This window comes from Pseudarthrobacter sp. As-47, assembly GCF_058215595.1.
This window is the reverse complement of the sequence record NZ_CM177088.1, coordinates 1,005,283-1,029,718: the sequence shown is the minus strand read 5'-3', so window position 1 is coordinate 1,029,718 and position 24,436 is coordinate 1,005,283. Positions and strand designations below refer to the sequence as shown.

The window sequence follows — 24,436 nt, the reverse complement described above, 5'->3', positions numbered from 1 at the left end:
CTCCGGTGCCGCTACTTGCCTGCGCCGGGACGCTTCCGGCCGAAGGTGAAGTAGCCCACGGGGCCGATGAAGTTGATGAAGGATGCTGCCCGCCATGCGGCCTTGGGGCCATTGATGAGCGCCGCGGGCCGCTTCGAAATGTCCCGCTGCGCCGCCACCAGCAGGGACACCTGCGCGATGGCCACCAGGATGGTGCCGGCCTTTGCTGACGGGGACATTTCTTTCCAGGTCTTTTTCTGGGCCATGTTTGCTCCTTGTATAGGTTCTCAGTTTCCGATGCTTGCTGCTCCCGCGCAACGGGGCGTGTGCCGGCGCATCCGCGTCACGCCGTGAAAGGCGCCAGGCGTTCCTTCTGTTCAGGCGTCAGCCGCTGCACGCGGCCCGTGGCCTCGTCCACGAATGCCAGGTGGCTGCTCGCCCTGACGCAGTCCTCCAGGGTGACGGGGTCCTGGATGAGGTAGTGGATATCGAAGCTGGCCCCTTTGACGGCGCCAATCCACACCTGCACCACGGCCGGCACGTTCCGGTACTCGAGGGTCCTGACGTACCGGATCTTGTGGTCCACCACCAAAGCCATGGTGCCTTCCGGGACGTCATTGAACAGCGAGACATGCGGATCAATTCCGGGCGCGCCGGCACCGCGGGGCGGGCCGAAGGCCGCGATGCGGGCCTCCTCAAGCATCCGGACAATCTGGACGTTGTTGATGTGCCCGTAAGCGTCCATGTCTCCCCAGCGCATGGGGACAAGGACCTCGATCCGCTGGCTTCCGTTGGTGCTCAACTGTGCACCGCCGTCGAATCGTCCACCGGGACGTCCCCTGCATCCGCCCCGGCGAACTGGGACATGTACAGGCGGTAGTACGCGCCCCGTGCAGCGAGGAGGACCTTGTGGTTCCCCTGCTCCACGATCCTGCCGTTCTCCATCACCAGGATGGTGTCGGCGTCGCGGATCGTTGAGAGCCTGTGGGCAATCACAAAGCTGGTGCGGTCCGTGCGGAGCGCGGCCATGGCCTTCTGCACCAGCAGCTCGGTGCGCGTGTCAACGGAACTGGTGGCCTCGTCGAGGATCAGCAGCGAGGGATTCGCCACGAAGGCCCGGGCGATGGTGATCAGCTGTTTTTCGCCGGCGCTGACGTTGTTGCCTTCCTCGTCGATGACCGTGTTGTAGCCCTCCGGCAGGGCCCTCACGAAGCGGTCCACGAAAGTGGCCTTGGCGGCCGCCATCACCTGATCCTCCGTGGCTTCAAGGTTGCCGTAGCGGATGTTGTCGTAGATGGACCCGCCGAACAGCCAGGCATCCTGCAGCACCATGCCCACCTTGGAGCGGAGCTCGGAGCGGCTGAGGTGGGTGATGTCCACGCCGTCCAGCATGATGGAGCCGGCATTGAGCTCATAGAACCTCATGACCAGGTTGACCAGGGTGGTCTTTCCGGCGCCGGTCGGCCCCACGATGGCCACGGTGTTTCCCGGTTCGGCGGTGAAGGACAGGTCCTCGATCAGCTTCTTGTCCTCCGTGTAGCTGAAGGTGACGCTGTTGAAGTCAACGTGCCCGTCAGTCCTGGCCGGGAGGTGCTCGGTGGCGGTTTCCTCATCCTGCTCATCGGCGTCGAGGAACTCGAAGACCCGTTCAGCGGAGGCCACGCCGGACTGCAGCATGTTTGCCATGCCGGCCATCTGGCCCAGCGGCTGCGTGAACTCGCGGGAGTACTGGATGAATGCGGTGGCGTCGCCCAGGGACATGGACCCGGAAGCCACCCGCAAGCCGCCCACCACGGCGATGCCCACGTAGCTGAGGTAGGAGACGAACTGCATGACCGGGAAAATGATGCCGGAGACGAACTGCGCCCCGAAGCTGGCCTTGTACAGTTCCTCGTTGCGTTCCTCGAACCGTTCCAGCATGTCCGCGTCGCGGCCGAACACCCGCACCAGGTCATGCCCCGAGAAGGACTCCTCGATCTGCCCGTTCAGCGCGCCCGTGTTCTTCCACTGGGCGGCAAAGAGCTTCTGGCTGCGCACGCCGATCATGCCTGCTGCCACCCCCGAGAGGGGAAGGGCAACCAGCGCTATCAGGGCCAGCTGCCAGGACACGATGAACATCATCACCACGATGCCGATGACGGTCAGCAACGAGTTGATGAGCTGGGCGAAGGCCTGCTGGAGCGCCTGTTGGATGTTGTCGACGTCGTTCGTTACCCGGGACAGCACGTCGCCGCGCTGGCGGGTGTCGAAGTAGTTGAGCGGGAGGCGGTTCAGTTTCCGTTCGGTGTCATCGCGGAGCCGCCGGATCACCTTCATCACGATGCGGTTCAGCACGTAGCCCTGCAGCCAGAGGAAGATATTGGCCACGAAGTACATCAGCAGGACCACTGCAATGAGCATGCTGAGCTTGTCGAAGTTGATGCCGGTGCCCGGCACCAGTTCCATCCGGGAAACCATGTCTGCAAAGTTGTCCTGGCCCTGCTGGCGCAGACCGTCCACGAACTGTTCCTTGCTGCCGCCGGCCGGAAGCTGCTTTCCCACCACTCCGGCAAAGATGACGTCCATGGCCTGGCCCAGGATCTTGGGGGCGATGACGTTCAGGACCACGGCGATCACCACCATGCCCACCACCACGTAAATGCCCAGGGCCTCAGGCTTCAGCAGCCCCATGAGCCGCTTGGCGGAGGGCCAGAAGTGCTGGGCCTTCTTGGCGGGCATCCCGCCGAACATGTCTCCGTCGGCCTCGGAGGGCTTGAATTCCTCCTCGACGAAGTCGTCGTCCTCGACGGATCCCTCCACCAGCTCCGCGTCGGGGGCGTCCTGGGCAGCTGATGTTTCGCTGATCTCGGTGGAGTCCTTCCTGCGGGCGCTCATGCCATCTCCTCCACGCTCAGCTGGGATTCAACGATTTCCTGGTAGGTGGGCGAGGTTTCCAGGAGTTCCTGGTGTTTACCGCGGTCCACGATGCGTCCGTTGTCCAGCACCAGGATCTGGTCCGCCTCGGTGATGGTGGAGATCCGCTGCGCCACGATGATCACGGTGGCGTCTGCGGTGATGCCTTTCAGCGCGGCCCGGAGCCGGGCATCGGTGGCCACGTCCAGTGCGGAGAACGAATCGTCGAAGAGGTACACGCGGGGCCTGCTCACGAGTGCCCGGGCGATGCAGAGGCGCTGGCGCTGGCCGCCGGAGACGTTGGTCCCGCCCTGGGAGATGCGGGATCCGAGGCCGTTTTTCTTGGCACGGACGAACTCGTCGCCCTGCGCCACCTGCAGCGCTTCCCACAGTTCCTGGTCCGTGGCATCGGTTTTTCCGAACCTCAGGTTGTGCTCGATGGTGCCGGAGAAGAGGTAGGGCCGCTGGGGCACCAGGGCCACCCGCCGGGTGATGTCGGCCCGGTCCATCCTGCTGACCGGGACCCCGTCCAGCAGCACCTCCCCCTCGGCGGGGTCGTAAAGCCGCGGCAGGAGGGACAGGAGGGAGGTTTTCCCCGAGCCTGTGGAACCGATGATCGCGATGGTCTGGCCGGGCTGCGCCGTGAAGCTGATGTTGCTCAGTACCGGCGACTCAGCGCCAGGGTAGGCGAAGGTGACGTTCCGGTACTCCACCACGCCGGCCAGCGTGCCCGGCACCTCCGGGTGTTCCGGATCGTGGATGGAGGGCTCGACGTCGAGCAGCTCGCCTATACGGTCCGCGCAGACTGACGCGCGCGGGATCATCATGGCCATGAAGGTGCCCATCATGACGGCCATCAGGATTTGGAGCAGGTACTGCAGGAAGGCGGTCAGGGCGCCCACCTGCATCTCGCCTGAGTCCACGCGCTGCCCGCCAAACCACAGCACGGCCGCGGTGGACAGGTGGAGGATCATGCCGATGGCAGGGAACATCAGGACAAACAGGGCGCCGATCTTCAGCGAGACATCCGTCAGTTCCTTGTTCGCTCCGCCAAACCGCTGCGTTTCATACGGTTCCCGGACGAAGGCGCGGACCACCCGGATGCCGATGATCTGCTCGCGCAGGACGGCGTTGATGCGGTCGATCTTTTTCTGCATGGACCGGAACAGCGGCATGAGCCGGACCACCAGGTATCCAACCACCACGGTGAGGAGGGGCACCGACACCCACACCAGCCAGGACAGGTTGAGGTCCTCGCGCAGCGCCATGATGATGCCGCCGATGCACATGATGGGCGTTGCCACCATGAAGTTCAGCCCCATCAGCACAAGCATCTGGACCTGCTGGACGTCGTTGGTGCCGCGGGTGATGAGCGTCGGGGCACCAAAGGCATTGACGTCCATGGCAGAGAAGCTGGTGACCTTGCGGAACACCCCGCGGCGCAGGTCGCGGCCCATGGCCATGGCGGTCTTCGAGCCGAAGTAGACACCCGCAATGGCGGTGCCCACCTGGATGAACGCCACCGCCAGCATCACCGCACCCGTCCGCCAGATGAAGTCGGTGTCCCCGCGGGAGACCCCCTGGTCGATGATCTGGGCGTTCAGGCTGGGCAGGTATAGCGCCGCGATGGTGGACGCCAGCTGGAACACAATGACGGCCGCGATAAACGGCCTATACGGCCTGGAAAACCGCCGTATGAGGGTGAGGAGCATGCCCACGTGTCCTTAGTGATGAGTTTGATGATGGGTTCGCAAAGAGTAGGAGGCTTAAGTAGTAGCAGCCGGGGCCGACATCCTCAGCCTTCCCACTCTACGAAACTCCTTCCCGTGGTGAAACAGGCCCCGGGAAAGATCATCCGCGGGGAGTACCCCTCAGGGTCACCTGCCTGCCGTGGCGAGCTCCGCCGTCGTGCCCTTATCCCCGGCACCCGGCTGGATGTCCACCGTGCGCCGGAGGGGCTTCTCCTTGATAAACAGCACGGACACCAGCGCCACGACGGCCACGGCAGCCGAGATCAGGAACACCTCCGCCGTGGCGTCACCATAGGCAGCCCGCATGATGTCGCGGACAGGTTCCGGCATGTGCGCCAGGTCCATGCTGGCACCGGCCGCGCCTCCCTCAACGGGGATGCCTGCGGTTGCCAAGCCCTGCGTGGCCAGCTCGCTCACCCGGTTGGCCAGGATGGCGCCCAGGACGGAGACACCGATGGCGCCGCCCACGGACCGGAAGAAGGCAACCGAGGCACTTGCCGTGCCGATGTCTGACGCCCGGACAGTGTTCTGCACGGCCAGGACAAGGTTCTGCATCAGCATGCCCAGGCCGAGGCCCAGCACTGCGGTGAAGGCCCCTGCGTGCCAGAGTTCGGTGGTGTGGTCCAGGGTTCCGGACAGTCCCAGCCCGCCGATCAGCAGGATGGAGCCGGCGATCAGGTAGCCCTTCCACTTGCCCGTCCGGCTGATCAGCTGTCCGGAGACCACTGAACCGACCAGGTTTCCGGCGATCATCGGAAGGGTCAGGAGCCCGGCTTCCGTGGGGCTGGCACCGCGCGCCACCTGGAAGTACTGCCCCAGGAAGGTGGAGGACCCGAACATTGCCACGCCCACGGCCACGGAGGCGAGGATGGCCAGCGCCGTGGTGCGTTCGGAGATGATCTTGAGCGGGATGATGGGCTGCTCCACCTTGGATTCCACCAGCACCAGCAGGGCCAGCAGGAGGATTCCGCCGCCCACCATGACGGCGGTCTGCCACGAAATCCAGTCGTAGTAGGCGGGATTGCCGGCGAACGAGACCCAGATCAGCAGGAGGCTCACGCCGGCGGTCAGCAGGATGGAGCCCAGCCAGTCAATCTTGGCGGGTCGGCGCACGTGGCTGATCTTGAGGGTGACCTGCAGCAGGATGAGGGCGACGACGGCGAGCGGCACGCAGACGAAGAAGGTCCAGCGCCAGCCGAGCGGGCTGTCCACGATGAAGCCGCCCAGCAGCGGTCCGCCGGCGGTGCCGACTGCCATGACCGCTCCCATGTAGCCGGAGTATTTCCCGCGGTTCCGCGGCGGGATCATGGTGCCGATGATGGCCTGGGACAGGGCAGTGAGTCCGCCCATGGCCACGCCCTGGATCACGCGGGCACCCAGCAGCAGCGGGATGGTTTCGGACAGGCCGGCCATAACGGAGCCGGCCACGAAGATGATGATGCTGAGCTGGACCAGGACCTTCTTGTTGTAGAGGTCGGCGAGTTTGCCCCAGATGGGGGTGGTGGCGGCGTTGGCCAGCAGCGCGGCGGTGATGACCCAGGCGAAGTCGGTCTGCGTGCCGTGCAGGTCGGACATGATGGTGGGCAGCGCGTTGGCCACGATGGTGCTGCTGAGGATCGCCGTGAAGAAGGCGGCAAGGAGACCGGTGAGGGCTTCCATGATCTGGCGGTGGGACATCTCGGGCGGAGTGCCTGCTGGGGCGCCGGCTGATGTGGCGGGGGCGGCAGTTCTTGCCATAGGTCTGCTCCTAAGCGGTGGTGGTGATGGTGCCGGCCGCCGTTGCCCGGGCTGATTGTTTGAGTGATTCGGTGAGCTTGTGCAGGATCCTGGCCGTGTTACCGGCGTCTTCCTCGCTCCAGTCGCGCAGGTAGTCCTGCAGGACCGCCGTCCGCTGGTCCTCGATGTGGCGGAGTTTCTCCGCCCCCAGGGGCGTCAGGGCAACCAGCTGGGCACGGCCGTCGTCCGGGTCCTGCCTGCGGACCACCAGCCCATGCTCCTCCAGGTCCGCGATGTGCCGGCTGAGCACCGGCGCGCTGACTCCCAGCCGCTCAGCGAGGCGCGTGGCCCTGGCCTCCCCCTCCCCCACGAAGCGCAGCACGCCCTGGAGCGCCACACCTGTGTCCTGCCCGCGCACGCTGGCCGTGGCGATGCACCGCACCGCCCGCTGGAGATCGAAGATTTGGTACACAAGATCCGCTGCCGTATCCGGCGCTACTGCCATGGTTGAAGGGCTCCTCAGTTGTTTGCCTGAAGCAACCATATCTTAAACTCGTTGCTTTGGGAAACTAAACGCTCCCGGCGGGGCACGCAAAAGGCCCCAGCTCAATGCGAGCTGGGGCCTTTGGGGCGTCCGGGTGTGGAGGAGCAGGCGGTCATTCCGCCAGGTGCGTGGGCGCAAACATCTTCAGCAGGGTTTCCACCACGACGACGTTCGGCCCGTCAGCCGCGAATCCTGCCTTCAGCGCGTCCCCCACGCCCTCCGGCGCCACCTTGACGGCAGGCACACCGAACGCCTCGGCAAGTTTGACGAAGTCCGGGCGGGCCAGTTCGGTGGCCGTGGCTTTGCCGAATGCGCCCACCATGTATTCGCGGAGGATGCCGTAGCCGCCGTCGTCCACAATCAGCCAGGTGACAGGAACGTTGTGCTGCCTCGCGGTGGCAAGTTCGGAGATGGAGTACATCGAGGATCCGTCACCGGACACTGCGAGTACCCGGGCAGAGCCGGAGGGCCTGCCAACAGTTTCGAGTCCCACGGCCGCGCCGATGGCTGCCGGGAACCCGAAGCCCAGCCCGCCGGCGCCCTGGGCTGAATGGAACTGGCCCTCGCGGGCGTCCCAGCAGCTCCAGCCCCAGTAGGCCGCGATGGTCATGTCCCAGAAGGTCTGCATGTCCGCCGGCACCGCCTCGCGGATGTCCGCCATGAACTTCAGTTCCTTGGACAGGTCCTGCGACTCCAGGCGTGCGCGGACCTTCGCCAGGGATTCCCTGACCAGCTCCTCGGGCGGTTTTCCGTGCCAGGTCGGCATTGTCCGGCCCGCCCCGGCGTCCAGGGCTTCATCAAGGGCGGCGAGCGCCTGGCCTGCGTCTGCCCGGATCCCCAGCCCGGGGCGGTTGGACTCCAGGACCCTCGGTTCGGCGTCGATCTGGATAATCCGGCCGCGGGGCTCGAACGTGAAGTAGTTGGAGGTAACCTCGCCCAGGGATGATCCGATCACCACCAGGACATCCGCGTCCTCCAGCAGGTCGGTCATGTAGCGGTCCTCGATCCAGGACTGCAGCGAGAGCTCATGGTTCCAGGGAAAGGCACCGTTCCCGCCCGGAGTGCAGATCACGGGAGCACGAAGCTTCTCGGCAATCGAGAGCAGGGACTTTTCGGCCCGGCCCCGCCGCGTGCCGCCGCCGGCGATGATGGCCGGACGTTCCGCGGACTGCAGCCACTTCACGGCTTCCCGGACCAGCTCCACCCGGGGTGGATTGTCCGCCGCCTCGGCGAGCGCATCCTCCACCGGGGGCACCATGATGGGATCGAGCAGGACGTTCTGCGGAATCTCCAGCCAGACCGGACCCTGGGGCGAGGAGATCGCCTCGGTCCAGGCGTCCTGGATGGCAGAGGGGATGCCGGAGGCGTGCTGGATCAGCCGCTGGCTCTTGGTGACGTTGGCCGCGGACGCCTTCTGGTCATCGAGCTGGTGCAGCATGCCCTTGCGCCTGGCCCCCAGGCCCTCGAGCGGGATCTGGCTGGCCACCACAACCATGGGAACCCCCGTGGCGTAGGCTTCCTGCAGCCCGGCCAGGGACGTCAGCGCGCCGGGACCGGTGGACAGGAACAGGACACCCACCTCGCCCGTTGCGCGGGAATACCCGTCCGCGGCGAATGCACTGTTGTTTTCCACCCGTGAAGAGACGAACTGCAGGTTGCCGCGGCCCATGGCGTCGAAGAGGCCCAGGGCATGCTGGCCGGGGATGCCAAAGACGGTCTTGGCGCCCAGCGCCTCAAGGGTTTCGACGACGAGGTCCCCGCCGTTGCGCACACCCTCGCCCGGATTCTTTTCAGCCTGTGCTGCCGCCCCATCCGCAGTGACGTCGCCCATCCGGCTACTCCTTGCCTGCCGGTGCGAACCCCGCCGGACGGCGGGATTCCTGGCCCAGGGCCTGGGCGGCGTACCCGTTGGCCGCTCCAAAGCGGTCCCCTGCCACGGCGTTGTCGGCCATCAGCGTGACCAGTTCGTAGGCGACATGGCTGGCGGCCACGCCGGTGATCTCGGCATGGTCGTAGGCGGGGGCCACCTCCACGATGTCCGCTCCCACGAGGTTCATGCCTCGGAAGCCGCGGATGATTTCCAGAAGCTCCCGGCTGGTGATGCCGCCGGCCTCGGGAGTGCCGGTGCCCGGGGCGTGGGCGGGGTCCAGGACGTCGATGTCAACGGAGATGTACAGCGGGCGGTTGCCGATCCGGTCACGGACCTTCGCCACCGTTTCCAGGACGCCCTGGTAGTAGACATCGGCAGAGGTGACGATGCCGAACCCAAAGCGATGGTCGTCGTCGAGGTCCTTTTTACCGTAGAGGGGGCCGCGGGTGCCGATGTGGCTGATGGCTTCCGTGTCCAGGATGCCTTCCTCGACGGCGCGGCGGAACGGGGTGCCGTGCGTGTACTCGGCTCCAAAGTAGGTATCCCAGGTATCCAGGTGCGCATCAAAGTGCAGCATGGCGATGGGCCCGCCGGCACGCTCGGCAGCGGCGCGGAGGAGCGGCAGGGCGATGGTGTGGTCGCCGCCCAGGGTCACCAGCTTGCCGCCGCCTGCCGTGAGGTCCAGGGCATTCTGCTGGATGGTGTCGATGGCCTCGTTGATGTTGAAGGGGTTGACGGCCATGTCCCCGGCGTCGGCTACCTGGATGTTCTCGAAGGGGCTGACGTCCCATGCCGGGTTGTACGGGCGCAGGAGCCGGCTTGCTTCACGGACGTGGTTTGCACCGAAGCGGGCCCCCGGGCGGTACGAGACGCCGGAATCGAAAGGCACACCCACCACCGTGACGTCGGCCTTGGCCACCTGGTCCAGGCGGGGAAGGCGGGCATAGGTGGCGGCTCCCGCGTAACGGGGAATCCTGGATGAATCGATGGGGCCAAGGTTGCCGTTGGCTTCGATGCGCAGCTCTTCCAATGGAGGCCTCTCCTTCGAGGAGTTGAGGGACTGGTGTGACTGCAATCATACAGGTGGTTTCCCTATGTGCATCACTTGTTTACTTCATCGGCAGGGGTCCCGCCCTGGTTCCTCTATCCATGCGCGCTCCTCCGCAGTTGCCCCGGACCCCTCCCCTTCTGCACCACGCAACCCGCGGGCGGGGGGCGCTCTACCGGGAAGCACCGTGCGTGCGCCTGCAACTAACCGGGCGGGAACGTACGGCAGGGCGCTGCCCACTGGATCCACATACAGCGCGGGCGCTGTTCCGATTGCCGGTTCCGTCCGACTGAAATTGCCAGATGGACATTTTCGAGCACCTGAAGCAAGCCGGCGGAGTCGCCCGGACGGCCCAACTGCTCGACGCCGGGTACTCGCGAAGGGACATAGCCCGGCTCAAGGAGCGCGGCGCCTACCAGCCCAAGCGCGGAGTCTTCCTCGCGCCCGGCTGCACCCAAGAGCTGGCGGCAGCCATCCACCACAACGCGCGGCTGACCTGCGCGAGCGCAGCGCTGCACTATGGGCTCTGGCTCAGGAAGCCGCCAGCCCAACTGCACCTGGCCTGCAACCATGGCCACGGTGCAGGGTTCATCCGGCATCGATCGGTGCGCTTCAGCGGCCACCCAACCCTGCCGGTGGCGGGCGTCGAAGACGTCGTGCTGCACGCACTGGGATGCCTTCCGCGGCCGGCGTCAACCGCCCTGGCGACATCGGCCATCCGGCTCTACAGCCTGCCGTTGGAGCTTCTGAAACAGGAACTCCGCGCGGACCGGTCCGCGCCCGTACTGCGGGCCCTCCGGGATCTGGATCTCCGCGCCGAATCCATCGTTGAAGTGGACGCCCAGCATCTTTTCCGGTTGAACGGCATCGACTTTGACGCGCAGGTCCACTTACCCGGAATCGGACGGGTGGACTTCCTCCTCAACGGCTTCCTTATCGTGGAGATCGACGGCTACGCGTTCCACTCCAAGCGTGCCGACATGCTCAGGGACCGGGACAGGAACAATTCCTCCACGGTTAACGGCTATGCCGTTCTCCGATACATGCCCGAGCACATCTGGTTCAACCCAGAGCAGGTTGTCTCCGAGATCAGGGCTGCCCTGGCATCCCGAGGCTGACCGGCGGACGCTCCCGCCCAGTTTCCTGCGGTGGCCGAGGGCCGGCCGGGCGCGGTGCAGCGCAAATCCGCGGAGCGCGGCCCGGCAACCGGGCGGGAGCGCACAGGGCGGCCGGGCAACCGGGCAGGAACTCAGCGGCTGGCGGCCGGCACCAGGACCCAGAGAACCTCGACGGGCTTGTCGGTGGGGTTGATCCAGGTGTGCGGCTCGCGGCCGGGAAAGGTGACGGTGTCCCCTGCACTGAGGTCGTATTCCTCGTTGGTGAGGATCAACCGGATACTGCCCTTGATCACATGCAGGACGTCAACGTCGCAGTCCACAGCGTAGAGCTCGGATTCGCCGCGGCCGTGCGGTTCGATGCAGGCCTGGATGATCTGGACGCGCCGTTCCGAGCGGGCGGTGAGGAGCCGCTCCACGATGCCCTGGCCGCCCAGCGAGATCCGCGGCCCGTCATTGCGCTTGGTCAGGTGCGTCTCGGGCGCCGCAAAGAGGTCTCCCACCGAGACCGAGAGGACCTGGCACAGTGTGACCAGGGAGGCCACAGACGGGGATGTAAGGTCGCGCTCCACCCTGCTGAGGAATCCCTTGGTCAGCCCTGTCGCGTCAGCAACCTGCTCAATGGTCAGCCGCTGCGACTGCCGGGCGGCCCGGATCCTCGAGCCGATAGCCACTGGAACGTTGCTCGGCTCAACTGGCAGTGCCTTCATCTACGAACCTTTCATGGCCGGCAGCCCGGCCCCACTTTGGAGCAATACTAGTGGCCGGCCCCTTCTGTGACGCCTCATTGCACGCGTGGCCCATGGTCTGTAAGTCTTTACCCGGTTGCTCTGTGAGCGGCTGGCAGTCTGGTGCTGTGACCTGGCTGGGGTGTGACTCGCCCATGGTATTGCCTCCGCACGGAGCTTTTGCGGAGTGCGCTTGCTTGGATATGTCCGCCTTGGCCGGGTCCGGCATCGGTTCTGTCTACAGCGCTGGCCTGATTAGAAGCATGCCCACCCACGCAGCGGGTGTGGCCCATTACAGACCTGCCACGCCGTAACCCACCGACGCGCTTCCATTCCCGGAACTCAGGAGGAAAAAGATGATTGTGGCAGAGCACTTCTGCTTCGTCGTAGGCATTGATACGCACGCAAAAACTCACACACTAGCCATCGTCGACACCGCAACTGGTGGAGAAATAGCGAACGAAACATTCCCTGCCAACGCAACCGGAGGCAATCGCGCCCTGTCCTGGATTCTGCGCCGCACCGAAGCTTCTCCTGAGCAGGTCCTGCTCTCCATGGAGGGAACAGGGTCGTACGGCGCGAAACTTCGGCAACAAGCCTCCGACGCCGGCTTCCAGGTCACTGAAGCTCCTGTCCCCAACCAGCGGTTGGGCAGGTATCAGGGTAAGTCCGATTCCATCGATGCCACCCGGGCAGCACGAGCTATTCTCAGCATCCCTATGGACCGGCTCCGGGAACCCCGGTCCGGGCAGAACCACATGGCACTACGGATCCTCTCCAACGCACGCCGCACCATGGCACGGGAACGCACCGCAGCCATCAACGCTCTCACTGCTCTCCTGCGCGTCGTAGACCTCGGCATGGATGCCCGGAAACCGTTGACCGTCACCCAGATCCAGACCATCGCAGGATGGCGGGAAAGGGACGAAGAATTCGGAGTCCAAACCTGCCGCCGCGAAGCCACACGCCTCGCGAAACAGATCCTGACCCTGCAGGAGCAAATGGCCAAAAACCACAAAGAACTCGAGACCCTTGTGCAGCAAGTTCAGCCGGCTCTTCTGAATGTCTACGGCATTGGTCCGGTGCTGGCCGCAATCATCCTCACAGCTTGGTCACACACTGGGAGGGTGCGCTCCGAGGCCGCATTCGCTGCCTTGGCCGGTACCTGCCCCGTCCCAGCATCCTCCGGCAGCAACACCAGATTCCGCCTGAACCGCGGCGGCGACCGTCAACTCAACAAAGCCATCTACACCATCGCTCTCATCAGAATGAATAGGGACCAGGCCACCAGAGACTACGTCGCCAAACGGATAAGCCAGGGCAGAACCAAAAAGGAAATCATCCGAAGCCTCAAGCGCTACATAACCCGCCAGATCTTTAGACACCTCAACAGCAAAGGTTCCGTGAACGGAAACCTTGGAGTAGTACCCGCCACTGGCTAATCCGACGACGTGGTTTTTAACAAAGCGCGCTGCCGCGGCAGTGGTTTGGTTGCGTCCAAGCCGTCGCCGGGTCTGATCGAGGATAGCGCTTGCTCCAGGCTCGCGGAATCATCAGGGTCTCGGGTACGCCCTGCTGACTGAAGCACCAGTCCTCCGCCTCAAAACAACGCCGAATCTGCTCGGGATCGTTCTGGCCGCGGGTCAGCATCCCCTCAGCGTGCATGCGCGCGGTCTACACGAAGACGTTGATGTTCAGAGGTGCCGGCAGTGCGGGCTGCGAGGTGCGCGCCTTGCACGATGACCAGCGGGGTTCGCCGGACGTCACTGGCCTCATAATCGCGGCGTTGACCTGCCGAGTTCCGCATACACCTTTTTGGGAACAGGAAAAAGTCAAGCACAATTCATGGCAAAAATGACGAAACATACAAGCTTCATTACGTCCCATCGGACAAAAAGTTAATTCATAAAATCGATCGTCTACCGTTGGTCCTAGGTCTGAAGGCGCTTCTGGCCCGACTCCGTTCCATAGCCCACTGGGAGCATGAACGGATGCCTAACCACATCTTAATTTTGGGGGATTTATGAAAACTCTTGTCGATTCATTGAATATCGATGGTCTTAAAACAACTGGATTTGTTCACACTAATCTTGCAGCCGTTTCATCCGAGGCGCTTGATGGTGACTGGCAAGACTTTGCTTCGAGCTGGTCCAACCTGCGGCCCGATACTTATATGGCAGATGGTGGAAAATACCGCTTTCGGCGGTACTCGGAGTTTTCGGTTGAGGGGACGACAGGGGCGCCGGAATTGCTCCCCCACGTGCCCTACAAGCAGGAAAAATCGGTCAATCACCTCAATGGCGGCATCGACCGGATGTATGCACCCTTTGAGGACAGTGTTGTCGAAAGTTCCAGTCTTTCGTCCGTTTTTCGGACCGTCTCGCACTATCTGGAGGCAGTGCGTCCGGGGCGCACTTGGAAGGCCCAGTGCTTCCAGAACCGTATCCTGACCAGCCAAGATGAAGTTGGGCAGCCGGCACCTGAAGGTGTGCACCGCGATGGAGTTGACTACGTTCTGACCCTATTCGTGGACCGGGTCGGCGCGGATGGCGGCGAGAGCAGCGTCTATCTCGCATCGGACCGCAGCAAGCTGGCCTCCACCCAGCTCAGCGAACCGGGTGAGTATCTTTTCGTGGACGACCACAAGCTGCTGCACGACGTGACTGGTCTATCTCTCAAGCCTGGTCACGACCAGGGATACCGCGATGTTCTCATCGCGATGTTCACCGATACTTCAGCGTAAGGAAGCACCGAAATTGTCGCAGCTAATTCGTTCCTTCGGGCAGCTCGAAAACGCAATTCTTGACCGCACTGACCCGGTGGTGACACTGTTCAGCGGCGGCCTGGACAGCACCTATCTGCTGTACCGCCTTCAAAAACTGGGGATGCAGAACATTCACGCAGTTTCCATCGATGTTGGTGATGTTGAATCGCACACAGGAAAACGCGAAATCGCCACTCACCTCGGCGCGACGTTCCATTCTGTCGACGCCAGGAACGAATTCATCAGCCACCACGTGGCCCCCGCCATCAGGGCTCATGCGGTGTACCTAGGGACACATCCAATTAGCTCGTCTCTGTCCCGGCCTCTGCTCGCAAAAGTCGCCGTGGAGCTTGCGGAGAAAACAGGTGCACGCATGCTTCTGCATACGGCGAACCGCTCGCAAAACTCCTTGCGGCGGTTGAACGGGTCGATCAGCGCCCTGAAATTCACCGGCCGCTACGGAAGTCCGTACGACCTCGAACCGGTCGATCGCTCAACGAAAATCGAGCACCTTGCTGCTGCTGGCTTGACCAGTATGGCGCAGCGCGTCGTCAGCGGAGACTCTAATCTGTGGTGCCGGGAATACGAATCCGGATTCTTGGACGACCCGGAAAACCACGCAATGGAACAGGACCTGTACCAGTGGACGGCCAACACCGGCAGCTACCCCGAAGAACTGATGAGCATCGGCTTCGCGAACGGACTCCCCGTGAACGTGGACGGCCGTGCTTTGGAGCTGGCTGCGATTATTGAGGAGCTCAATCACCGCGTTGGAAAATTCGGCTATGGACGCTATAGCGGGCTGGAGCATCTCGACCGCGGTGAAAAGGTACTCGAGGTACGTGAGATGCCGGCGGCCTGGATCCTCCTGAGAACTTTGCGGCATCTGGAAACGGCTTGCCTCAGTGAACGGCTGATCCGGGAAAAAATGGATATAGAACAGACCTGGGTGACGGAAGCTGTGGAAGGGCGCTGGTTTGGCGGACTAAAGTCCGCGGCCCAGGCTTTCATTGAGTCCTCGACCAGCCGGGTTACCGGCACTGTCACTTGGGCTATGAACCAACGTTCAGTGGATACAGTAAGCATTCACGCGCCGAACGCCCTGTACCTTCGTGACCGCGAAGCCTGGGAAGCGGAATCCGTGAATAACGAAAAGGAAGGCTACGCTATGCGTTCTGATGGACTGGTCCTGGCCGGGCTGAACAGTGTCTGATCCAACTTCTCTCCGGTCCGCGGCCAAGCGGGCCTCGGTTGTCGATGCTTTGCTGCTTGCCGTCGCTGTGGCTTGGGGCTCGACTTACTGGGTTGCCAAGGAACTGGTCAGTCAGGACACCGTGCTGGCGGTTCTTGGCGTCAGGATGACACTGACCGCCGCCGCACTGGGCCTGATTCTCGTCTTGATGCGCAAGCGGCTACAGAAGACGGAGGCAGCGATCGGCTGTATCCTCGGCCTGTTGCTGTCCACCGTCTTTACGTTCGAAACCTTCGGCATTGCCGCAACCAGCGCGACCAACGCCGGGCTCATCATCAGCCTCACCATCGTGATGACCCCAGTACTGGAAACGTTGGTCGGAAAGCGGAAGCTCAGCCGGCTGTTTTACCTGGCCGCGGTGATCGCGGTTGCTGGGGTCTACTTCCTCGCTACGGGCGGTGCCGCAGCATCCTTCGGGTTCGGCGATCTGCTGATCCTGCTGGCCGCAGTGGCACGTGCGGTCCATGTGACGGGGATGCACAGGCTCTCGGCAGGACGCAGCATTGATTCGCTAAATCTGACCTTCGTCCAGATGGCCACCTGCGCACTGGTGTTCCTAATCATGTCCAGCCTCTGGGGCATGCCGGTTCCGGCCTATACAGGAGGCATGGACTGGTCCGCGGCACTCCAGATGGCGTATCTGGTGATCGTATGCACCGTTTTCCCGTTCTTTATTCAAATGTGGGCGGTTCGCAAGACCTCCCCGACTAGAGTGAGTCTCTTGCTTGGAACTGAACCGGTTTGGGCAGCAATCATCGGCGTTACGCTGGCAGGCGACGTCCTAGGCCCAATCGGAATCTTCGGTGTTGTGCTTGTGCTTGCTGGAACAATGTGGGGGCAGCGCCTGGAACTCAAGGCTCCGCCCACTGCCTCCGTTGCCTCCCGTGAACCTGAAGAGATCCGCACCCCGACGGCATAGTTAAAACAACCCCCAGGGGACAACTGAATGAGTAGAGAAGCAGCCCGACGGACTCTCACCGGAGGGCTGCTTCTCTACTGGTACCGCAGCACAGAACACCGCCAACAACTCGTTCAGGCCGGCCAGCAGGCAATGGACCACGCACGGGAACTTAACCGGAACAAGCCATCACCGAGCCTCCTTCGCTGTCCGAGTTCCCGGGGCGGAGCCCCGTTATCGCATCCAGCGTCACTACATAACTTCACTGCCGGGTTGACGGATCATAGAAGCATCCAACGCGGTCTTGACTGTTATCACCGTCACAGCCTACGCTTTGGAAACACTTGTTGCCTATAGAGCAATAGCCGAGAATCCCCTCTCACTCCCCAAAATCCCGCAGCGGCACCCGGTCCACCGTCACTCCGGCGTGCCCCACGCTGCCAACACGCTCCAAGGAGCCCAACATGGATGCAAGTTTCATCAACATCGCCATCGTGGTGGTGTACCTGCTCGCGATGCTGGCCTTCGGCTGGTGGGGCAAGTCCCGCACCAAGAACAACAGCGACTTCCTGGTGGCCGGCCGCCGCCTCGGGCCCTTCCTCTATACCGGGACCATGGCCGCCGTCGTCCTGGGCGGCGCCTCCACCGTGGGCGGTGTGGGCCTCGGCTACAAATTCGGCATCTCCGGCATGTGGCTGGTGGTGGCCATCGGCGCCGGCGTCCTGCTGCTGAGCCTCCTCTTTGCCGGAACCATCCAAAAGCTGAAGATCTATACGGTCTCCCAGATGCTTACCCTGCGCTACGGCAGCAGGGCCACGGAGGCCTCCGGCATTGTAATGCTCGCCTACACCCTCATGCTGTGTGCCACGTCCACCGGCGCCTACGCCACCATCTTCGTGGTGCTCTTCGATTGGGAGCGTCCGATTGCGATCGCCGTCGGCGGAGCCATCGTGCTGGTCTACTCGACGGTGGGCGGCATGTGGTCCATCACCCTGGCCGACCAGGTGCAGTTCATCATCAAGACCGTGGGCATCTTCTTCCTGATGCTGCCCTTCACGCTCAACGCGGCGGGTGGCTTTGAGGGGATCCGCAGCCGGGTGGACGAGAGTTTCTTCCAGATCGACGGCATCGGCGTCCAGACGATCATCACGTACTTCGTTGTCTACACCCTGGGCCTGCTGATCGGCCAGGACATCTGGCAGCGCGTCTTCACGGCGAAGACCCCCACCGTGGCACGCTGGGGCGGCGCCACCGCAGGCGTCTACTGCATCCTCTACGGAGTTGCCGGCGCCCTGATCGGCATGGCCGCCAGCGTGGCCCTTGCCGGCGTCGACATCGCAGTCAAGGACGACGTCTACGCGGAGGTGGCCCAGACGCTGCTTCCCGTCGGCATCGGCGGGCTGGTCCTGGCAGCAGCCGTGGCAGCGATGATGTCCACCGCGTCAGGCGCCCTCATCGCCGCCGCAACCGTGGCCCGTGCCGACGTCCTGCCGTTCGTTGCCAGCTGGTTCGGCAAGGACATCAACACGGACGACTCGGACAACCCCGAGCACGACGTCAAGGCCAACCGCATCTGGGTCCTCGCGCTGGGAATCATCGCCATCGTCATCGCCATCATCACCAAGGACGTGGTGGCAGCCCTGACCATTGCCTACGACATCCTGGTGGGCGGCCTCCTCGTGGCGATCCTCGGCGGCCTGGTCTGGAAGCGCGGTACGGGCATCGCTGCGGCTGCATCCATGGCCGTGGGTTCCGTGGTGACGCTGGGCACCATGATCATCCTGGAAATCAACGCCAAGGCACCGCTGGACGGCATCTACGCGAACGAGCCCATCTACTACGGCCTGCTGGCGTCCGCCCTGGTCTACGTTGCGGTTTCCCTGCTGAGCAAACCGACCGACCCGCAGGTAATGCGCAACTGGCAGCGCCGGGTGGCAGGACAGGCCGCAGAAGAAGCGCCCCTTCCCACCGCTGCCCGCTAGGCCCCGGCAGGATAGGACAACAGGAGCAACGCACGACGGCGGCACCCCACCTTCGCTTTCCGGCGAAGGGGAGGTGCCGCCGTCGTTGTGTCCTGGTTTCCTAGTCGGTTTCGCGGACCTCGTCAGGGTCATCCAGCGGGACCACGCGGTCCTCGGCGTCGACCACGACGGGAGGCACCTGGACCACCGGCTCTTCCTCGTCCAGGAGTTCGTCCTCGGTATCCCAGTCGTCCTCAACTACCGGTGCATCCTCGGCGTAGTCATAGGCGGGATCCGCCTCTACGGCATCCAGGTGCGGCATGTCCGGGTGCTGTCCGGTGGTGCTCATGATTGAACCTCCGTTTGTTCGCCTGACGTGCTCTTTCAGTGAGGGCGCTGGACGCGCCACACCTTCATCACAGCACCGCACTGCAGGGGGGTCAATAGCGTGCCGCGGGACCCAGGGATCCCGCCTTGTTTAAGGCACACCGAAATATCCGGAGGAGGCTAACCGGCCAAAAATCCGCGGATTTTCGCAGTAAGCTTGCACTGCAATGGGGCCGCACCATGCCCCATCCAGCCCAGGAGTTTCCGTGTCTCAGCACGCCAGGTTCAACCGCCACGCCATGCCGCAAGCGTCGCAATCCTCATCGCCCCAGGACCAAGCCGGCGCACGCCAGCAGGCCCAGCCCTCGCCGTCGGACGTCAAGCGGTGGCGGCAATACCTCGCGGACGAACGGGCGGAAGCTGCCGTCTACCGGGACCTGGCACAGAACCGCCAGGGCGAAGAGCGCGACATCCTCCTGGCCCTGGCCGAAGCCGAGGGCCGCCATGAAGCACACTGGCTGGGACTGCTGGGGGAGCGTGCGGGCAAGCCCCGGCGTGCCTCGCTGCGCAGCCGGATGCTGGGGTTCCTGGCCCGCCACTTCGGGTCGGTGTTTGTGCTGGCCCTGGCCCAGCGCGCAGAGGGCCGCTCCCCCTACGCCAAGGACCCCAACGCCACGGATGCGATGGCGGCGGACGAGCAGATCCATGAGGAAGTGGTCCGCGGACTGGCAACCCGGGGACGCAACAGACTGGCGGGCACGTTCCGGGCCGCCGTGTTCGGCGCGAATGACGGCCTGGTCAGCAACCTGTCGCTGGTGATGGGCATGGCCGCGTCCGGTGTCGCCAGCAGTGTGGTGCTGCTCAGCGGAATCGCGGGGCTGCTGGCCGGAGCCATGTCCATGGGCGCCGGGGAGTTCATCTCAGTCCGGTCGCAGCGCGAACTGCTGGCCGCAACGCGCCCCACCCAGGTCACCCTGCTGGCGGCCCCCAAACTGGACCTGGAACACAACGAACTGCTGCTGGTGTACCTGGCCCGGGGCATGACCCAGGAAGCAGCCGAGCACCGGGTGGCCGAACGTATGGGCCTGCTGCCCTGCGACTGCGATCCCAGCCTGTCGCTGCAGCCGGAACTGCCCGACGTCGAGGACCAGCATGAAGCCGTGGGGACCGCGTGGGGCGCTGCCCTGTCCAGCTTCTGCTTCTTTGCCTCCGGCGCGATCGTTCCAATCCTGCCGTTCCTGTTTGGCCTGACCGGCGTCGCCGCCCTGGTGGCGGCAAGCATTCTGGTGGGCCTCGCCCTCCTGGTCACCGGCGCCACGGTGGGCCTGCTCTCCGGCACGTCGCCATTGACGCGTGGACTCCGCCAGCTGGCCATTGGCCTAGGCGCGGCAGCCGTCACCTACCTGCTGGGGCTGGCCTTCGGCACAGTTGTGGGCTAGTGGAGAACCGGCCGCCGCGCCGCGCGCCGTCGCGCCATGCGGGGAGCAAGGCCCGCCTGGGCGTGCGCCGGGTCGTGGAGCTGCTGCTCACCGCGGCGCTGACCGCGGGTGCTGTGTTCGGAGCAGCACTGGCACTCAATGACCCGCGCTTCAAGGAGTTGCTGAACGTCCGCATCGGCCCGGGAAACGGGCAGTCCGCCGGGCAGCAGGACCCCGGCAGCGCGGGGGAAGCAGGCCAGGTACCCCAGGCCGAGGGCCGGTTGGGCGCGCCTCCCCCGGGACTGGAGGAGTCGGACGCTCCCCTGGCCGCCGCAGACCCTCCGCCGCTGGGCAGCGATTCCTACCGCTTCCTCGCCGTCAACGGGGACGGCAGCCCGGTGGGGTATTCCCCCTGCCGGCCGCTGCACTACGTCATCAATGACGAGCTCGCACCGGCCGGCTCGCAGCAGCTGGTCACGGAATCCATCGCCACCATCTCCGCCGCCACCGGCATCCGGTTCATCTACGACGGCACCACCGCAGAGCAGCCCTCCCCCCAACGCCCGCCGTACCAGCCCGGGGCCTACGGCGAGCGCTGGGCGCCGCTGCTCATCGCCTGGACAACACCGGAGGTGGCTCCGCAGCTCAAGGGCAAGGTGATCGGGACCGGGGGCAGCACCCACTTCAGTTACGACGACGGCCCCAAGGCCTTCGTCACGGGCGGGCTGGACCTGGACGCGCCACAAATCGCCGATGAACTGCTGAACCCGGACGGCCACCTGTATGCACGGGCCGTGATCCTGCATGAGCTCAGCCACGTGATGGGCCTCGACCATGTGGACGACCCCACCCAACTGATGTATCCCGAGATCGGTACCCCCGAGGGACTGTCCGCCGGGGACCTCAACGGGCTCTATGAGCTCAGCAAGGCGCAGTGCCGGAAGGATCTCTGACCGGCCGGCTGCCCCACCGCTCAGGCGGACAGCCGCAGCACCTCCACCGCCTCCTGGACAGTGTCCACCAGGAAAATCCGGTCCTCCATCGGCCGGCCGGCCGCAAGGCTTTGCAGCATGGGCCAGGCCGGGTACTGGCGTTCCCAGTGGTGCCGGCCCACCAGCACCATGGGCGTCACCTTCTCCCGCGCCCCGTAGTAGTTTTCGCACGCATCCTGGAACATCTCCTGGACGGTGCCGGCAGCTCCGGGCAGGAACACGATCCCTCCCGTGCACAGTTCCAGCAGGATCGCCTCCCGGATGGCATTGGCAAAGTATTTTGCGATGTGCGTGGCGAAGTAGTTGGGCGGCTCGTGCCCGTAGAACCAGGTGGGGATCCCAAGCGACGGCGTACCGCTCGGAAAGCGTTCGACGACGGCTGCCGCCGCCCGCGCCCACGCGGACACCGAGGGACGGAAGCCGGGGACGGAGGCGAGGATGTCCAGCGCCGCCTGCACGCCGTCGTCGTCCACTTCATTGAGGTACGCGCCGAGGTTCGCCGCCTCCATGGCCCCCGGTCCCCCGCCGGTGGCCACCACGTGCCCATCCTGCGCCAGGAGCCTGCCCAGCAGGGCGGCCTGGGCAAATTCGGTGCTGCCGCGCTGTGCGGCATGCCCGCCCATGACACCCACCATGGCCCGGCCGTGGAACGGGCCTGTCCGGGTCACATCGTCCAGGGCGTCGCCGATGGCGTGGTCGTGCAGCGCTGAGGCCAGGGTGGCGTCCAGCCGGTGCCGCATGCCTGGCTGGATGCTCCACTGGTAGATCCGGGCGTCCGGAAGGGCTTCGTAGGGGGCGTCGGGCAGCCCGGCGTACAGCTCCTGGGGTGAGTACAAATCGGCCCGGTAGGGGTTGAAGGGCACCGTCTCCAGCCGCGGGAAGATCAGTGCTCCCCGCCGCCGCAGCACGTCCTCCACCCCGTCGTCGAAGGTGCAGCCCAGGAAGATGGCACCCTCCACGTGCAGGCGCTGCAGTGCGCCGGTCCTCCCCCTCAGGTCCAGGGACTGCGCGTGCCAGCCGCGCATGTCCACCGCACCGGCGCTGACCAGGCGGTCGAAGCTGTCCAGGTCCTGCACTTCAAGGTTGTGCGGGTGGGGGCCCACGTTTCCGGAGAGGTTCACTCTCTAAACCTAAAGCAACGCGGCCCCGCTCCCCTTGACCCGGATGGCCGGACTGCTAGGATCGGAGAAGAAGAAAAGTATGTCCTATCAAGCGAACATATAGCGGCAAAGCGGCCGTTCGCGCCCCACCCGGGCGACAACGTCCGCGACAAGGAACATGAGGGAAGTACCGTGGCGCACAACCTGGGTCTCAGCATCGACCGCTCCTCCCCCGTCCCGCTCTACCACCAGGTGGTGCAGGGAATAGAGGCCGCAATCTTCAGCGGAGTGCTGGAGCCCGGCAGCCGGCTTGATAACGAAATTGACCTGGCCGCCCAGCTGAACCTTTCCCGCCCCACGATGCGCAAAGCCATGGATGAACTGGTCCGGTCCGGGCTGCTGGTGCGCAAACGCGGCGTCGGAACCCAGGTGGTATCAAGCCAGGTGCGCCGCCCGCTTGAGCTCTCCAGCCTCTACGACGACCTCACCAACAACGGCAAGAAGCCCACCACCGACGTCCTGAGCTTCGCCCACGTGGAGGCGGACGACGCCACCCTGGCCACCCTCCAGCTTCCGGCCGGCTCCAAGGTCTACCACTTCACCCGGCTGCGGAAAGTGGCAGGCAAACCCCTGGCGCTTATGGAGAACTGGGTCCGTGACGACATCGCCGAAATGGATGAAGCCACACTGTCCGCGGAAGGCCTCTATGCCATCCTGCGCCGCGGCGGCGTCAACTTCCGGCTCGCCAACCAGCGCATCGGCGCCGTGGTGGCCAACGACTACCAGGCCTCCCTCCTCGAGACCGCGCCCGGATCCGCGCTGGTGACCATGGAGCGTACTGCCACCGATGACACCGGCCGCCGCGTGGAAACCGGGCACCACGTCTACCGCGGGGATTCCTACAGCTTTGAAATGACACTCGTACAGCGCTAACGCAAGGAGCCACCCTCCATGACCAACTGGGTCTACCCACTGGGCACCGCCACCGACGGCACGTGGGACGTCTCGATCGGTACCTCCGACTCGGCACTGTCCGTGGACGGCTGGGCACACACCGGGCTGAAAGTTGCCACGCTCGCCGCAGGGGCCGACGTCGTCCTTCCCGCCGCAGACGAGGAACGCATCGTGGTGCCCCTTAATGGATCCTTCACCGTCACGGTCGACGGCACCGCCTACCAACTGGACGGCCGCGCCTCCGTCTTCCACGGCCCCAGCGACGTTCTGTACACCGGCACAGGACGCGCCGTCAGCATCCGCTCGGCCGATGGCGGGAGGGTAGCGGTAGCCACGGCGCCGGCGAAGGACGCGTACCCCACCCGCCTGGTGACCGCCGCCGAAACCCCGGTTGAGCTGCGTGGCGCGGGCAACTGCTCCCGCCAGGTCCACAACTTTGGCACACCGGCCGCACTGGAGGCTGACCGGTTCATCGTCTGCGAGGTCCTCACCCCCGCCGGCAACTGGTCCTCCTATCCCCCGCACAAGCACGACGAGGAGAAGGACGGCGAGACCCACCTCGAGGAGATCTACTACTTCGAGACGCGGGTGGCGGAGGGCTCGGCCGCTCCCGACGACGCGGACGCCATCGGCTACCAGCGCGTCTACGCCTCGGACGAGCGCCCCATCGACGTCTCTGCGGAGGTCCGCACCGGGGACGTTGTCCTGGTTCCCTATGGCTGGCACGGTCCTGCCATGGCCGCACCAGGGTACGACCTCTACTACCTGAACGTCATGGCCGGGCCCGGGCCCGTGCGCGAATGGCTCATCAGCGACGACCCCCACCATGGCTGGGTGCGCCGGACCTGGGACGGCCAGGACGTCGATCCGCGGCTCCCGTTCGGCGCCTGACCCCGGCATGGACGGGCGGTGGCATAGTGGAGCCTCTTCCTCGACCGCTGCCCTACACGGCCCGCCGGGAAGGCTACCTGCACACGATGAGGCAGTTCGGCCTTGAGCCGATGCTGATGCTGATGCTGATGCACAGCGACATGACGGAGCGCGGCGGGCGGGCTGTCATGGAGGCATTCCTGGCTTCCGGAGCCACCCTGCCTACGGCCATTCTTGCCCACCTGCCCTGATGGTCC

At 64.7% G+C, this 24,436-nt stretch carries 21 protein-coding genes and 1 pseudogene; 11 read left to right on the top strand and 11 right to left on the bottom strand.

The window, feature by feature from the left end:
- Positions 1-11: 11 nt before the first annotated feature.
- From AC4BCK_RS04790 to speB, 8 genes and pseudogenes are all read right to left on the bottom strand, one after another.
- Entirely contained in the window at positions 12-245 is a 234-nt protein-coding gene (locus tag AC4BCK_RS04790; RefSeq protein WP_104186210.1) for a PLDc N-terminal domain-containing protein, read from the bottom strand.
- 77 nt (positions 246-322) lie between these two features.
- Positions 323-739, bottom strand: a complete 417-nt coding sequence (locus tag AC4BCK_RS04785) for an acyl-CoA thioesterase (protein WP_174176047.1) — start codon at positions 737-739, stop codon at positions 323-325.
- A gap of 38 nt (positions 740-777) precedes the next feature.
- The gene (locus tag AC4BCK_RS04780) at positions 778-2,853 is read right to left on the bottom strand and encodes an ABC transporter ATP-binding protein (RefSeq protein WP_363938818.1); all 2,076 of its coding nucleotides are present in this window, start codon (positions 2,851-2,853) and stop codon (positions 778-780) included.
- Positions 2,850-4,583, bottom strand: a complete 1,734-nt coding sequence (locus AC4BCK_RS04775; RefSeq protein ID WP_363938819.1) for an ABC transporter ATP-binding protein — start codon at positions 4,581-4,583, stop codon at positions 2,850-2,852. The genes AC4BCK_RS04780 and AC4BCK_RS04775 overlap by 4 nt, the downstream gene beginning before the upstream one ends.
- A gap of 180 nt (positions 4,584-4,763) precedes the next feature.
- A pseudogene (locus AC4BCK_RS04770) lies at positions 4,764-6,299 on the bottom strand (MFS transporter); the annotation flags it as partial.
- 70 nt (positions 6,300-6,369) lie between these two features.
- Positions 6,370-6,843, bottom strand: a complete 474-nt coding sequence (locus tag AC4BCK_RS04765; RefSeq protein WP_066280320.1) for a MarR family winged helix-turn-helix transcriptional regulator — start codon at positions 6,841-6,843, stop codon at positions 6,370-6,372.
- A gap of 151 nt (positions 6,844-6,994) precedes the next feature.
- Positions 6,995-8,713 carry a thiamine pyrophosphate-binding protein gene (locus AC4BCK_RS04760; RefSeq protein WP_363957555.1) on the bottom strand — a complete coding sequence of 573 codons (1,719 nt, stop codon included), beginning with the start codon at positions 8,711-8,713 and terminating at the stop codon, positions 6,995-6,997.
- A 4-nt stretch (positions 8,714-8,717) separates the two neighbouring features.
- The gene (gene speB / locus AC4BCK_RS04755; protein ID WP_310112181.1) at positions 8,718-9,782 is read right to left on the bottom strand and encodes an agmatinase; all 1,065 of its coding nucleotides are present in this window, start codon (positions 9,780-9,782) and stop codon (positions 8,718-8,720) included.
- Between the two features lie 320 nt (positions 9,783-10,102).
- Here speB and AC4BCK_RS04750 point away from each other — a divergent pair, with 320 nt between their 5' ends.
- Positions 10,103-10,918: a DUF559 domain-containing protein gene (locus tag AC4BCK_RS04750; protein ID WP_363957559.1), complete on the top strand. Its 816-nt coding sequence runs from the start codon at positions 10,103-10,105 to the stop codon at positions 10,916-10,918.
- A 131-nt stretch (positions 10,919-11,049) separates the two neighbouring features.
- Here AC4BCK_RS04750 and AC4BCK_RS04745 read toward each other — a convergent pair whose 3' ends face one another.
- Positions 11,050-11,625 carry a helix-turn-helix domain-containing protein gene (locus AC4BCK_RS04745; protein WP_104186205.1) on the bottom strand — a complete coding sequence of 192 codons (576 nt, stop codon included), beginning with the start codon at positions 11,623-11,625 and terminating at the stop codon, positions 11,050-11,052.
- 374 nt (positions 11,626-11,999) lie between these two features.
- On the opposite strand from AC4BCK_RS04745, the gene AC4BCK_RS04740 reads away from it, so the two are divergent.
- The 5 genes from AC4BCK_RS04740 (at position 12,000) to AC4BCK_RS04720 (ending at position 18,539) form a co-directional block, all read left to right on the top strand.
- Positions 12,000-13,085 carry an IS110 family RNA-guided transposase gene (locus tag AC4BCK_RS04740; RefSeq protein ID WP_364319658.1) on the top strand — a complete coding sequence of 362 codons (1,086 nt, stop codon included), beginning with the start codon at positions 12,000-12,002 and terminating at the stop codon, positions 13,083-13,085.
- Positions 13,086-13,666: 581 nt separating this feature from the next.
- Complete coding sequence (locus tag AC4BCK_RS04735; protein WP_363957565.1) at positions 13,667-14,386, top strand: 2OG-Fe dioxygenase family protein; 720 nt, start codon at positions 13,667-13,669, stop codon at positions 14,384-14,386.
- A gap of 13 nt (positions 14,387-14,399) precedes the next feature.
- On the top strand, positions 14,400-15,620 hold the full coding sequence (locus AC4BCK_RS04730; RefSeq protein WP_363957568.1) for an argininosuccinate synthase-related protein: 1,221 nt from the start codon (positions 14,400-14,402) through the stop codon (positions 15,618-15,620).
- The gene (locus AC4BCK_RS04725; RefSeq protein ID WP_363957571.1) at positions 15,613-16,578 is read left to right on the top strand and encodes a DMT family transporter; all 966 of its coding nucleotides are present in this window, start codon (positions 15,613-15,615) and stop codon (positions 16,576-16,578) included. The genes AC4BCK_RS04730 and AC4BCK_RS04725 overlap by 8 nt, the downstream gene beginning before the upstream one ends.
- 443 nt (positions 16,579-17,021) lie before the next feature.
- The gene (locus AC4BCK_RS04720; RefSeq protein WP_363938826.1) at positions 17,022-18,539 is read left to right on the top strand and encodes a sodium:solute symporter family protein; all 1,518 of its coding nucleotides are present in this window, start codon (positions 17,022-17,024) and stop codon (positions 18,537-18,539) included.
- A gap of 100 nt (positions 18,540-18,639) precedes the next feature.
- Here the strand turns inward: AC4BCK_RS04720 and AC4BCK_RS04715 are convergent, their stop codons facing one another.
- A complete protein-coding gene (locus AC4BCK_RS04715) occupies positions 18,640-18,867 on the bottom strand; it encodes a hypothetical protein (RefSeq protein WP_174175961.1) in 228 nt (75 codons plus the stop codon).
- A 277-nt stretch (positions 18,868-19,144) separates the two neighbouring features.
- On the opposite strand from AC4BCK_RS04715, the gene AC4BCK_RS04710 reads away from it, so the two are divergent.
- Both AC4BCK_RS04710 and AC4BCK_RS04705 read left to right on the top strand, forming a co-directional pair.
- On the top strand, positions 19,145-20,284 hold the full coding sequence (locus tag AC4BCK_RS04710) for a VIT1/CCC1 transporter family protein (RefSeq protein ID WP_363938914.1): 1,140 nt from the start codon (positions 19,145-19,147) through the stop codon (positions 20,282-20,284).
- Positions 20,284-21,216: a matrixin family metalloprotease gene (locus AC4BCK_RS04705; RefSeq protein ID WP_174175965.1), complete on the top strand. Its 933-nt coding sequence runs from the start codon at positions 20,284-20,286 to the stop codon at positions 21,214-21,216. Before AC4BCK_RS04710 ends, AC4BCK_RS04705 begins: the two co-directional genes overlap by 1 nt.
- A 20-nt stretch (positions 21,217-21,236) precedes the next feature.
- On the opposite strand, the gene AC4BCK_RS04700 is transcribed toward AC4BCK_RS04705, so the two are convergent.
- Positions 21,237-22,376: an LOG family protein gene (locus AC4BCK_RS04700; protein ID WP_490566649.1), complete on the bottom strand. Its 1,140-nt coding sequence runs from the start codon at positions 22,374-22,376 to the stop codon at positions 21,237-21,239.
- Between the two features lie 171 nt (positions 22,377-22,547).
- On the opposite strand from AC4BCK_RS04700, the gene AC4BCK_RS04695 reads away from it, so the two are divergent.
- The 3 genes from AC4BCK_RS04695 to AC4BCK_RS04685 all read left to right on the top strand — a co-directional run bounded on the left by AC4BCK_RS04695 (position 22,548) and on the right by AC4BCK_RS04685 (position 24,430).
- Positions 22,548-23,288, top strand: coding sequence for a GntR family transcriptional regulator (locus AC4BCK_RS04695; RefSeq protein ID WP_174175969.1), 741 nt, complete (start codon positions 22,548-22,550; stop codon positions 23,286-23,288).
- 18 nt (positions 23,289-23,306) lie between these two features.
- A complete protein-coding gene (gene iolB / locus AC4BCK_RS04690; protein ID WP_364406553.1) occupies positions 23,307-24,200 on the top strand; it encodes a 5-deoxy-glucuronate isomerase in 894 nt (297 codons plus the stop codon).
- Between the two features lie 86 nt (positions 24,201-24,286).
- A complete protein-coding gene (locus AC4BCK_RS04685; RefSeq protein ID WP_490566648.1) occupies positions 24,287-24,430 on the top strand; it encodes a hypothetical protein in 144 nt (47 codons plus the stop codon).
- The last annotated feature ends 6 nt before the right edge of the window (positions 24,431-24,436 follow it).